Raw genomic sequence first — 12,005 nt, 5'->3', positions numbered from 1 at the left:
ATGGTCACGTGTCTAATGTTAAAAAAAAGAGCCAAAAGAAGGAAGCTTCCTTCTTTTGGCTCATGTCCAGTTCTGTCGCCTGGGTCATTGCTGCCTGTTATTATTGGGCTTTAAGATGAATAAGCATACGCTTTTATCCTGTTCAAAATCCCATGAAGCAAACACATTTTCCAGCTCTGCATCCAAATAGCTCTCGAACTGTGGTCTGTGCTCCATTAACAATCTTTTTTCAAGATCCCGCTTGGCCAGAGTAAGGACTTCCGGATAGCCCTGCCGGATCAATTCTTTTTCAACAGCTACCAGTATTTGATTACGGACAATCACCAGAGTCCTTGGATTCAGAAGGGAAGAGTGTACTTCACCCGGGGCCTTTTCGGCTTCCAGGCTGACTTGGATGACTTCCTTATGTACAGCTTCCTGGCTCTGGTATGGGCTGTATTCCGGAGCGGCCTCTGTTGAAATGCCGACGAACATACCTGAATGGCTTTCCAGGTTCCAGTCATAATAGAATTCATCAATGGTCACGCCTATATCCATTTGGATATATACCTTAATCTCCTCTATAAGTGCAGGCATCAGCATATCCCTGATTTTCTCGACATACTTGCTTTGCTCTGTATCTAATAATCTATCTTCTATCGGTGACATAAAGTCTTTCATATATACAGTAATATAAGGGGGAGAAATGGTGGCAAACACTGCCCCCGGCCCCTTGCCGAAAGCGCCGCGCAAAACCCGTCCGATAAAAGATCCCAATTCCTTTTCTTTTTTCTTAATGTCCATACTCGCCATCCTTTGATTCAGGCATCATATCCCGAATCCATTCAGCTGCGGGGACGGGGATCGTTTAGTCTTGAGATAATGCAATTATACCGTAAAAAATGATTCTACCTTATTTATTCTTCCAAAATTAAAATATTCCTCTAAATTTTTACAGATTATTCATAAAATATGTTTTTTTTGTGAGAAAAAGGGGAAAATTATGTTGTGGAGATTTGCCTTTTAGGAGTTTCCCTTATGGCAGGCAAATGCTAAAATGGAAAAAGGAGAGAGGATATGATGCTTCTTTCTATGTGCAAGGGTAGACGGAAACATGGAAATTAAGGCGCAGCAGACAAAACTGGCAAATAACTTTGGCAAACTGCTGCGGGAGAAATTTGGAAAAGGCCCGGAAGCTATTTACGCGACGGTATCAAAGCCATATGTCCTTATTTATATAAGCGGCTTTATATCAGCCACAGAGCAGGTGCTTCTTGACCAGGGCCAGGATTTGACGGTATTGACAACAAGAGAATATCTGATGAAATCGCTTGACCCTGAAATGCGGGGACAGATCAAAGCGATCACCGATATAGACATTCAGCATATGTATTATGATTGGAATCTTGATAGGCAGACAGGGGTCTTTGTCGGCGTCGGCCCGTCCATTGTGGCTGAGAGCAAAGATTTAGAATCTGACTATAAGGGGAAGAAAAAAGTCCACGAAGAAATCATCAGCATAAGCAGGCAGGCGGAGAAAGCGCCGGACCGGGTTGAATCATATATGCTCGGAGCCCGGACATTGGTTGTCATCCGCGAGGGAATATTAGTGCCGATCGAAAAGCAGCTGATAGCCCTTGGATTTGTTGAAACGCTCCGGGTTGCCAAAAGGCAGCTGGAAGGTGAATTGCTCAGCAATGATATTCATTTTTCTGCTATCCTGGAAGCAGGGATACAGGACGTTTTTGTTGATTGGAATTTTGAACTGGATAACAGTGTTATTTCATTTATACTCAAACCCAATGATGCATAAGGCAGTAATGAACCGGACAAATTGTGCCGGACATAAGCCGAAGAGAACAGGAGGTCCTGTTCTTTTCGGCTTTTTCTTTTGCACATCAGCAGATCTTGCAATAGGTTTTTGCGGCCTATTAAAAACAGGAGGGTATCAATGGCACAGAAACAGCCAAAGACCGGCATAATGGAGGAAGAATTAGATCTCTTTATGGAAGAGCTTTTTCGCCTGAAACAGGATTATGAACAATGCGAAGATGAATTTTTTAAAAAAGAACTCCAGAATGATATCAGGGTTCTCTTGTCTGCTATTAATAGGATGGAGAGGATGTAAATTAATCGAATGTCCCGGCAAGAAATGAAGGAGAGGCAAATCCCCGCCTCTCCTTAAGAATGACCTAGCCCTCTGTTCCTCTCAAACCCCAAATACCGCGTTCCCTGAAACGTCAGCATCCCCAAGTCTCCTTCTGCAAGCAAACCATATTCTTTCCCGGATACATGGAATTCCGAGCGGTCGCCGCTGTCAAATTCAAACGTCACATAATAGCGGGTGCTTGAGGAAACATGATGATGGTTATCATGATGGGCATGTGATCTCCTGGATACATCTGTCCGCTTTGATTTAACGGCCGCCCTCACACTCAGCGTGGGGGACTGCTCATTTTTCTGCCACTGGCCGACCCCTTTGAAAATATTGAATATTAGGCCGCCGATAACGATGATAAATATGATGCCGATAAAAACGGGGGTCAGCCTGAAAGATAAAGTCCCCCATGAAAAATGGTTCTGACATGTCAGTGCTCCTTTCGCAGTGTCCTTTATAAAGCATACGTTACAGCGCAGGAAAAGGTTTCAAGTGGTCTTTGTGTGTGAAGACAGTCCGGCTTGCCCTTCAGGAAGCCTCCCGGACCATACGAGTGCATTATTAAGAATTACAGAGTTAAGAAGCTTTCAGGTAAGCTCACCATGTTTCATGATGAAATATGCGCTTATATCGGAATTTACAGAAAAATTCCACTATAGTATTATTTTTATATACCTTTTTACAAGGTCAGCGTGAAGGAACCTCTGCATAAGCCTTCCAAGTAAAGCTTGTCACATCAAGCTCTGCACGCTGCTGCCCTTTTTTGGGCCCTCTGTTTTATCCTATTTAAACCTCGTACTGCAAAAACAAAAGATCTTATTTCATTCTTGTCAAAAAACAATCCAGGACAGTTGTAAGATCAAATTCACCGTAAGGAGTGGTTGGTTGGAAACCGATATTAGAAAACCGTCTTTTATTTATGCGTTATCAATGTTATGTGCGGCAATTGCCGTCATCTCGGTCGGCATTCTTGCTTTTGATGCACCGATTCAAATTCTGATGTTTATTAGTATGCTTGTATTGATCCCTTTCATGATGGGGCTGGGATACTCTTATAAGCAAGTGGAGAAATCGATGCTGTCATCGATGAGCAAGGCGCTTCAGCCTTCGCTGATTCTTTTAACCGTCGGCATTTTAATCGGTGCATGGATTGCATCCGGAACCGTGCCTACCCTGATTTATTATGGAATTAAAGCAATATCGCCCCAATTCTTCCTGGTCACGACCCTTTTGTTCTGTTCATTGGTGTCTGTGGCAACAGGGACTTCCTGGGGAACCATTGGAACAGCAGGGATTGCCATGATGGGTGTAGGGACAACATTAGGCATACCTGTCGGTGTGACAGCCGGCGCCATTATCAGCGGAGCGTACTTTGGGGATAAAATGTCGCCATTATCTGATACGACGAATCTGGCTCCGACTGTCTCAGGCGGTGATTTGTTCAGCCATATCAAGCATATGCTCTGGACGACTGTGCCCGCTTATCTGATTACGGCGATTATCTTCATGTTTATCGGCTTTAAATACAGCGGAGCCAGTGTGGATGCGGCGAGTGTAAATGAACTGACATCCTATCTTGCTGAAGCATTTAATCTGGGTCTTGTGCCGATGATTCCTGTCATTGTCCTGATCGGGATGCTTATGCTGAAAAAACCGGCCATTCCGGCCATTTTTATCGGCGCAGCCGTTGGCGGCATCATTGCCATCGTTTATCAGGGCTTTAGTTTTTCAGACACAATCAGCATTTTTTATAACGGCTATGGAGTAGAATCCGGCATTGAAATGGCCGACAGCCTGCTTCAGCGCGGCGGACTTGTCAGCATGCTTGCGCTCATCGCGCTGTTCCTGTTCGCCTTGGGCCTTGGAGGGATGCTTGCCGAATCCGGCGTCCTGGAAGCGCTCATTGCTTCTTTTGCCGATAAGATCCAAAGCACAGGCATTTTGACCCTTGTGACCATCCTTGTCAGCTATGCAACACTTGCCATCGGCGGATCGGTATACTTCTCGACCGTCATGGGCGGCACACTGATGAGGCCTATTTTTGAACGGCTTAACCTCAAGCCTGAAAATCTGTCGAGAATATTGGAGGATACAGGGACACAAAGCTCTTCCCTTGTCCCATGGACCGGAAGCGGCATTTACACAGCAGGCGCGCTCGGAGTTGCAACAGGGGCATATCTGCCATTCTGTTTCCTTGCCCTGATCACCCCGCTTGTATCCCTGTTCTACGGATTCACCGGGCTGACCATGACTGAAAAAGAACGTCCAAAAAAGAAAACTTCCATGAAAACTGTGGAAGCATCATAAGATAAAAAGAGGCTGCCGGAGAATTTTGTCCGGCAGCCTTTCTTTATGACGCAGAATGGGAAGGCCTTTCCCTAATCCTGCTCTTCTTCATTTCCTGACGATCCCATCGCTTTCATAAAATACGCAGTCGGCAGCAGGACACCTGTGGCAGCTTCCAGCAGGGCGAAAAAACGCAGTGGGCCTACCGGGATCAAGTCGCCGTAGCCGACGGATAGAATGGTGACTCCGCTGAAATAGAGCAGATTCCAAAACGACTGATCTGCCGGTTTCCCGTCCAGTGTCCCAATCCGCAGCACCACATCATCGAATGAAAGGGCGTAAAAAATGACGGAAAAGCCAAGCGTGAGGCCGAGCATCACAAAAAACAACTTCAAAAATAAGACAGAGCTGAAGCGGCTCTTCTTATAGGACTTATTGGCAAAAAAATAATACAGATTTGCCCCGATAAAAACGAGGGCAGCCCCTGTTAAAACAGAACTCAAAACAAAGTGAACCTCCTTGTATCCAGCCTATATTATGTATTTGACCTTAATGGTCGGCGGGTAAACGTTAGAACTGCCAGCAAACGTTCCTATCTGGTAAAAGGAGGAAATCCGGCCGGTGTGAAGAAATAATATGCATGGAAGCGAAACGGATGAAAAAAGAAGAAAGATGACGGATAAAATTGGGCTCTCATCATCCTTATCTTATACGCATCCTTGCAAACTAGAGAAAAAGGAAGGGGAGAAATATGCCTGCTGCAGTACTGAAAGAACTAAATGGAGAATGCCTTGGGGAAGGCTGCTACTGCCTGCGCAGCAAGCCGGGTTCCTCAGGCTACCAAAATAAAAATCTATGGCTGACCGAGAGATTTACAGAGGGCCTGAAGTATTTGAAAGTCCTGGAGAACGGCAGACAGGCCGGATTCATTGAATATACGCCGATCGAATTTTCCTCAAGGGCTATCTATGGGGAAAATTATCTTGTCATCCATTGCCTTTGGGTGCATGTGACAGGGAAAGGCTATGCCTCGCAATTGATTGAGCGTTGCTTGGAGGATGCCAGAAAGCAGCAGAAAGCAGGTGTCATCGTAATCACTAATCCGGATACCTCCTGGACGCCAAGCGCCGACATTTTCATCAAGCATGGATTTGTGGAAAAAGGAAGGGCTCCCTATGGGTTCGAGCTCATGGTTTATAAATTTGGGGATGATCCTGACCCCTATTTTCCCGGTGACTGGAAGAAGCGGCTGGAACCATTCGAGGAACTGACGATTCTGCGAATGCCGCAGTGTCCGTTTGTGGGAATTGCGGCAGACAACCTCACAGCCGCTGCAGAAAAACTGGGGCTGAGAGCGAATATCATTGAGCTGACAAGCAGGGAAGAACTGCTGCGCCTTTCGCCGACACCGTATGGCATTTATGGGGCAGTTTTTAAAAAGATACTGATTTCTTATCATAGGCTGACTGTGCATTCGGCGGTGAAGCGATTAAAGGCGCTGGGTGGCTTAGGCTAGATTTGGATTTTCAGCGATATGGTGAGGCAGGGTCTTAAATTTAATTCCAGATCTTTTTACATTAATGGCCAAGCCGATGTATCTCCCTGCCCATCGATTCAAGAATATACACAACCGGAACCTGAGTGGTGATATTCGACTCTCCCATAAACTCTTCGCTTACATAATAAGAGATATTTAAGTCAGATATCTTTGCAATCGTGGAAGCGCGGTTATTCGTAATGCTGATGACTCTGCTTCCTTCCTGCTTCAGCCTATTCAGGTGGGCAACTGTAAAAGGCGTTTCCCCTGAAACGGAGAGGGCAATGACAACGCTGTTTTTCTGCCACTTTGAATGGATCGGAAAATGAGGATCTTTTATATACAGCGAGAAAGCGCCTAAGCTTGAAAAATATCTTGCCCCATATTCCGCCAGGATGCCTGAGCTTCCGATCCCGATAAAAATGACACTGTCTGCCTCTGCCACAAGCCTGGAAGCTTTTGCAATGCTCTCCTCAAGATCCCCTTTAAGCGCCCTTTCCAGAAATTCGGCTGCCGACTCCCGTGAGCTTTTGATGTTTGCTCCCTGCTGTTCTTTCAGCTCCATTTTCAGCTTTACCTTAAACTCCGAAAAACCTTCGCAATTCAGTTTGCGGCAAAAGCGGAGAATCGTACTTGTCGACACATGTGTTTCATCTGCCAGCTCCCGGATCCGCATATAGACCACTTTCTCGCGGTTTTGGGAAATATAATTATATAGAGAAATCTCCAGCGGATTAAAGCTGGCAATCATTTCATTTGTAAACAAGGCTGTTCCGCTCCTATCTAAAGGATATCATCAATCGTTTTTCTATTTTATCACAAGCATGCTCTCTGAAACATAGTGTTTCAGTTATGAAACAATTCTCATTTTCGGTAAAAACGAACTGAATGGGCAGTCTTCATTTACTCTTCTTGAGATTCAGCGTTAAGATACTTAGTACAAGGCTTATTAAGAGAAGAATAAGCTAAAAGTAAAATAGGATCAGCCAGAGGAGGCAACATCATGAAAGAATACCGTTTTCCAGAAGGTTTTTTATGGGGAGGCGCGACGGCAGCCAACCAAATAGAAGGCGCCTATAATCAAGGAGGCAAGGGACTGAATATAGCAGACGTCCTTCCCGGCGGAAAAGGGCGCTATGACATTTTAACAAGGCCGGGCTTTGACTTTGAGATCCATCCTGACGATTACTATTATCCCAACCATGAAGCGATTGATTTTTACCATCGCTATCAGGAGGATATCGCTTTGTTCGCGGAAATGGGCTTCAAGGCTTTCCGGATGTCGATTGCGTGGACGCGGATTTTTCCGAACGGGGATGAAGCTGAAGCAAATGAAGAGGGATTGGCATTCTATGACCGTGTCTTTAATGAGCTTCATAAGCATGGCATTGAGCCGGTCGTAACACTCTCCCACTATGAAATGCCGCTTCATCTGGTGAAGGAATATGGCGGCTGGAGAAGCCGGAAGGCCGTTTCTTTTTTTGAAAAATATACAAGGACAGTTTTAACCCGTTATAAGGATAAAGTAAGGTATTGGATGACCTTTAATGAAATCAACAGCGGCCTTGTCATGCCGATTCAGGGGCTGGGCTTTTCCATCCAAGAAGAAAAAGACCGTTATCAAGCCACATTCCAGGCGTATCACCATCAATTTGTCGCCAGCGCTCTTGCAGTGAAGCTGTGCCGGGAAATCAGCCCTGAATCCAGGATCGGATGCATGATCCTGTTTGCCCCTGTGTATTCTTATGACAGCAATCCGGCCAACGTTATGCACAGCTTAAGGGAAGAACAGCTCTTCAACTATTTTTGTGCAGATGTGCAGGTCAGGGGAGCATATCCTTCCTATATGGACAGATACTTTAAAGATCATGGTATCCAGCTTGAAATGGAAGAAGGAGACCTGGATATTATCAGCGAAGGGACTGTCGATTATATCGGCTTCAGCTATTATATGTCCCGCACCGAGAAGAAGGAGAAGTCAGATGATGAAGCTTCACAGGGCAATCTGATCGGAGGCGTCCGCAATCCGTTCCTGAAGAGGAGCGACTGGGGCTGGGAGATTGATCCAGAAGGGCTGCGGATCAGTTTGAACCTGCTGCATGACCGCTACCAGAAGCCGCTTTTCGTAGTTGAAAACGGTCTGGGTGCCTATGATGAACCTGAGGAAGACGGCACAATCAATGATGATTACCGGATCGATTACCTCCGCGGCCATATTGAAGCGATGGGGGAGGCCATTGAAGACGGAGTTGATTTGATGGGCTATACAAGCTGGGGCTGCATCGACATGGTCAGCATGTCGACGGGTGAATTCTCAAAGCGCTATGGATTCATCTATGTGGACAAGCAAGATGACGGAACCGGCACCATGGAGAGAAGCAGAAAGAAATCTTTTTATTGGTATAAGGATGTAATCGGGACAAACGGGCGTACACTATAGGGTACAAGAACCCGGATGTACCCAGTCTAAGGCTGCTGTAACCGGCAGCCTTTTTATTTGGGCAGGCATCCTATTCAAGGGAGATGTCACAATGAGTATTATCCTCGCATTATTGGCCGCTCTTTTCGCCTCAATGACCAATATCCTGGCGAAAATCGGGATGGAAAATGTAAACACCAACCTGGCAACTGCCGTCAGGACGATCGTTGTCCTGATCCTCGCTTTCCTCATGGTCCTGATCACAGGCAAGTTCGGCACAATCGCTGCGATACAGCCGAAAGCCATGCTTTTCATTATTTTATCAGGCTTCGCCACAGGGCTGTCCTGGCTGTTTTTCTTCAAAGCGCTGGGAATCGGCGAGGTTTCCAAGGTCGTGCCGATTGATAAGTCCAGCATCGTCCTGACGATCATCCTCTCCATTTTGCTGCTTGGCGAGCCCGCAGCGCCCCAAATCCTGGCCGGAGGTGCCCTCATCACCATCGGCACCTTCGTGCTGATCGGCAAAAATGAAGACAAAAAGAGATTCACCGGATCACAAAGCTATATTGTGTACGCGATATTGGGCGCTGTTTTTGCTGCCCTGACCTCGATCCTGGCCAAAATCGGAATGGAGGGGGTAGATTCCAATGTCGCTACCTTTCTGAGGACCATCGTCATTCTCCTGTTTGCATGGGCCATTGTTTTTTACCAGAAGACATACCGGGAAATGAAAACTATCTCCTCCAAAGGCTATCTGTTTCTCATCCTTTCGGGAGCGGCAACAGGGCTGTCCTGGCTCTGCTACTTCGGGGCGCTCGCGATTGGCAAGGTCTCCGTTGTGGCTCCGATTGACAAATTCAGTGTGGTGATCACTATGATTTTGAGCTTCGTTATTTTAAAAGAAAAAGCGAGAAAGCATACTATTGTGGGCGGGGCAATCATCACTTTGGGGACGGTTTGTCTTGTTTTCTGATCGAAGCCCGTCTTTCTTTTGGGACGGATCATGCAACATCCTTGCTGACGGCATCCATATCCCTGCTAACTCTTTCATGCAGAAAAACCAATAGATACAACCAGCAATCCTCTGCGTTATCTGTCAGGGGATTTTTTTCCTTTCTATCCCCGCAAAAGCCCCCAAACATGCTATGTTAAAAGAATGATATAGGAGGATGGCCTCATTAATGATTGCCCGTAAACATGCATACATATAAAACAGACCAAAATGCAAAGGTAGTGTCCAGATGATAAAAGAAACCTTAATAAACCCTGAAGCCTGCTACCGGGAGGCGGAGAAGAAGGCCGCTGCCTATTTTCAGACTCTATTTGCGCAGGCATCAGAAAAAAGCTTTATCCCTGTTCTGGAAAGAGACTTTCATTCATGGAAAAAGAATCATCGGCAGACATCGTCTTTTTTGCCGTTTTTTTCACGGAAAAACAGAAAGCCTGATTCCAAAGCTTATCATTCTTATATCAAGTGGCTGGAATACAGGGGCAAGCTGGATGATTATCTGGACCGGAGCATTTCTTATTTATATATGAGGGATTTGGGGAAATCCCTTGATGACCGGGATACGAAGGAAAGCATCGGAAGGGCAGTGGAGAGCCTGAAGGAGCGTCTCACGGCACCGAAGCAGCAGGAAGCAGGGAATTTCGGCATGGCCGGGCTGTACAGATGGGCTGAGAAAGAGGGCATCCAATCAGCTGTCATCTGGCTGATGGAAAAATTGCAGCAGACTGCACGGAATATCCCTGAAGGCATGGATGCTGCCCATGCCCAGCGGAAGCTGATTAAGATCATTGCAGGTGTACTGATGCATGAAAATGAAGCTATGAAAGAAGGGATAGAGGCAGGGGAGCGGAAAAGAAGATTGGATCGGGCTATCAGGCTTGGCTATTCTTATGGACTGACTTATCCTTTCATAGATGATCTGCTGGACAGCCGGGTACTGTCTGAAGAGGAGAAAAAACAGTTTTCTGAGCTGATCCGCACTACCCTGACAACAGGTAGCATCCCGCCGCTTGGCAGGTGGCAGCGTGATATTCTGCCTTTTATCACCTATGTACATAATGAGCTGCGGGAAGCCTTCCATTATATAAAAGCCCAGCAGACGCCTGAGACGCTGGCCAGCTTCCTTGAACAGGCTTATGTCTTTTTCCAGTCCCAGGAGGTGGACCGGCAGAAGGATCTGAATGATTCATCATACACAAATGAAGAATTGTATATTCCCGTTATCCTGAAGTCGTCCTCGTCGCGCCTGATTGTCCGTTCTGTGCTGAACAGCGGAAAGGATGACGGCTTTGACAGCCGGACCTTTTATTATGGAATCTACAACCAGCTTGCCGATGATTTTGCAGATCTGTTCGCTGACCTGGAGGATGGGGCGGTCACCCCTTATACATACTACCTCACCCACCACAGGGCGCGGCATGACCTGCTGAATCCGTTTGAGGTGTATTGGACCGTTATTATCCACCTGATCCATGATGTCTACGGTTCCAATCCAAAAGCGAGGGAAGTAATTTTGGACCGGGCCATCAATGGTTTAAAGCGAAGCAAGGAGAGGCTCGGAAAAGAAAAATACAGGGAAGTCATGGAGCTGTTTGCACCCGGAAGCCCGGAGTTCAGCCGGCTGATTCAGCAGATGGCAGCAAAGGCCGCTGATGTCGACTTTTTCGATAAGCTGCTGAGGGACCATATGCTTGACAGCCTGCAAAAGGAGCGGCTGGGGCAGGAGGATTTCCGGTATAAAGTGGAGGAAGTGCAGAAAAGGATTAATAACGTGCTTCCGATTGAGGATAAAGATCTGCTGATGGGGGAGCCTGTCCGGGAGGCGGCCAATTACAGCCTGGCAGCCGGGGGAAAAAGGCTGCGGCCTGTCATTGCCTGGTTTGTGGGCGTTGAGGCATACGGTATGGAGGAAACTGCTTTGATGCCGCTTCTCCGGTCCTTGGAATACATGCACACAGCTTCTCTGATTTTCGATGATCTTCCGGCCCAGGATAATGCCCCGAGCAGAAGGGGGAAGGCTGCTGTCCATGAGGTATATGGCACGGCAGCAGCTGAGCTTTCCGGTCTTTATTTGACGCAAAAAGCTATGGAGGATCAGGCATCGCTCACCTCTTCCACGCCGGATGCGGTACTGGAACTGATCCGCTATACCGCCCGTTCAACCGCTGAAATGTGCCGCGGGCAGGCGATGGACCTTGAGGCGAAAGGAAAAGCATTGACGGCAGGGGAGCTGGATGCTCTTTGTTTTTATAAAACAGGCATTGCCTTTGAGGCGTCCATCATCATGCCGGCCATCCTTGCAGGAGCAGAGCAGGATGAAATTGATGTCCTGAAAAAATTTGCCCGGCATGCCGGGATCGCATTTCAGATACGGGATGACCTGCTCGACGTGGAGGGAGATCCGATGCTGCTCGGCAAGCCGGTAGGAACGGACAGCAGAAACAAGAAGGAAACATATGTATCGGCACTTGGGAAGGATGGCGCCAAAAGGTCGATGTGGGAGCATTATTGTTCGGCAGCTGAATTGCTTCAGGAGCTGCGGGGGGAGTTTGCCTTTTTGGGATATCTGCTGGATTATATGGTCCATCGTGAAAAATAAAATAGATTGCGTACGGCT

Annotated in this window: 11 protein-coding genes; 7 read left to right on the top strand and 4 right to left on the bottom strand. The window is 46.9% G+C overall.

The window, feature by feature from the left end; all coding sequences use genetic code 11:
* Positions 1-84 precede the first annotated feature (84 nt).
* Positions 85-783, bottom strand: a complete 699-nt coding sequence (locus tag Q9R36_RS20525; protein ID WP_257989885.1) for a DUF2294 domain-containing protein — start codon at positions 781-783, stop codon at positions 85-87.
* 310 nt (positions 784-1,093) lie between these two features.
* Between Q9R36_RS20525 and Q9R36_RS20520 the strand changes: the two genes are divergently transcribed.
* Both Q9R36_RS20520 and Q9R36_RS20515 read left to right on the top strand, forming a co-directional pair.
* A complete protein-coding gene (locus Q9R36_RS20520; RefSeq protein ID WP_257989886.1) occupies positions 1,094-1,792 on the top strand; it encodes a DUF2294 domain-containing protein in 699 nt (232 codons plus the stop codon).
* A 138-nt stretch (positions 1,793-1,930) separates the two neighbouring features.
* Complete coding sequence (locus tag Q9R36_RS20515; RefSeq protein ID WP_257989887.1) at positions 1,931-2,107, top strand: hypothetical protein; 177 nt, start codon at positions 1,931-1,933, stop codon at positions 2,105-2,107.
* Between the two features lie 53 nt (positions 2,108-2,160).
* Here the strand turns inward: Q9R36_RS20515 and Q9R36_RS20510 are convergent, their stop codons facing one another.
* The gene (locus Q9R36_RS20510) at positions 2,161-2,466 is read right to left on the bottom strand and encodes a DUF2500 domain-containing protein (RefSeq protein WP_311225850.1); all 306 of its coding nucleotides are present in this window, start codon (positions 2,464-2,466) and stop codon (positions 2,161-2,163) included.
* A 556-nt stretch (positions 2,467-3,022) separates the two neighbouring features.
* Here Q9R36_RS20510 and nhaC point away from each other — a divergent pair.
* On the top strand, positions 3,023-4,444 hold the full coding sequence (gene nhaC, locus Q9R36_RS20505) for a Na+/H+ antiporter NhaC (protein ID WP_253616445.1): 1,422 nt from the start codon (positions 3,023-3,025) through the stop codon (positions 4,442-4,444).
* Positions 4,445-4,515: 71 nt separating this feature from the next.
* Here nhaC and Q9R36_RS20500 read toward each other — a convergent pair whose 3' ends face one another.
* Entirely contained in the window at positions 4,516-4,926 is a 411-nt protein-coding gene (locus tag Q9R36_RS20500; protein WP_253616446.1) for a potassium channel family protein, read from the bottom strand.
* 248 nt (positions 4,927-5,174) lie between these two features.
* Here Q9R36_RS20500 and Q9R36_RS20495 point away from each other — a divergent pair, with 248 nt between their 5' ends.
* Positions 5,175-5,939, top strand: a complete 765-nt coding sequence (locus Q9R36_RS20495) for a GNAT family N-acetyltransferase (protein WP_253616447.1) — start codon at positions 5,175-5,177, stop codon at positions 5,937-5,939.
* Between the two features lie 61 nt (positions 5,940-6,000).
* On the opposite strand, the gene Q9R36_RS20490 is transcribed toward Q9R36_RS20495, so the two are convergent.
* A complete protein-coding gene (locus Q9R36_RS20490) occupies positions 6,001-6,726 on the bottom strand; it encodes a MurR/RpiR family transcriptional regulator (protein WP_009791838.1) in 726 nt (241 codons plus the stop codon).
* Between the two features lie 237 nt (positions 6,727-6,963).
* On the opposite strand from Q9R36_RS20490, the gene Q9R36_RS20485 reads away from it, so the two are divergent.
* From Q9R36_RS20485 to Q9R36_RS20475, 3 genes are all read left to right on the top strand, one after another.
* The gene (locus tag Q9R36_RS20485) at positions 6,964-8,400 is read left to right on the top strand and encodes a glycoside hydrolase family 1 protein (RefSeq protein ID WP_253616448.1); all 1,437 of its coding nucleotides are present in this window, start codon (positions 6,964-6,966) and stop codon (positions 8,398-8,400) included.
* A 91-nt stretch (positions 8,401-8,491) separates the two neighbouring features.
* Positions 8,492-9,352: an EamA family transporter gene (locus tag Q9R36_RS20480; protein ID WP_253616449.1), complete on the top strand. Its 861-nt coding sequence runs from the start codon at positions 8,492-8,494 to the stop codon at positions 9,350-9,352.
* A gap of 268 nt (positions 9,353-9,620) precedes the next feature.
* Entirely contained in the window at positions 9,621-11,987 is a 2,367-nt protein-coding gene (locus tag Q9R36_RS20475) for a polyprenyl synthetase family protein (RefSeq protein WP_253616450.1), read from the top strand.
* Positions 11,988-12,005 lie beyond the last annotated feature (18 nt).

The sequence above is a fragment of the Bacillus sp. AG4(2022) genome (genome assembly GCF_031844465.1).
GTDB lineage: Bacteria > Bacillota > Bacilli > Bacillales > Cytobacillaceae > Bacillus_AB > Bacillus_AB infantis.
This window is presented reverse-complemented; position numbering and strand designations above follow the sequence as displayed.

Coding starts and splice junctions, on each gene's coding strand:
- Q9R36_RS20485 (WP_253616448.1), top strand. CDS start 6,964: ATGAAAGAATACCGTTTTCCAGAAGGTTTTTTATGGGGAGGCGCGACG.
- Q9R36_RS20475 (WP_253616450.1), top strand. CDS start 9,621: ATGATAAAAGAAACCTTAATAAACCCTGAAGCCTGCTACCGGGAGGCG.
- Q9R36_RS20520 (WP_257989886.1), top strand. CDS start 1,094: ATGGAAATTAAGGCGCAGCAGACAAAACTGGCAAATAACTTTGGCAAA.
- Q9R36_RS20495 (WP_253616447.1), top strand. CDS start 5,175: ATGCCTGCTGCAGTACTGAAAGAACTAAATGGAGAATGCCTTGGGGAA.
- Q9R36_RS20525 (WP_257989885.1), bottom strand. CDS start 783: ATGGACATTAAGAAAAAAGAAAAGGAATTGGGATCTTTTATCGGACGG.
- Q9R36_RS20480 (WP_253616449.1), top strand. CDS start 8,492: ATGAGTATTATCCTCGCATTATTGGCCGCTCTTTTCGCCTCAATGACC.
- Q9R36_RS20515 (WP_257989887.1), top strand. CDS start 1,931: ATGGCACAGAAACAGCCAAAGACCGGCATAATGGAGGAAGAATTAGAT.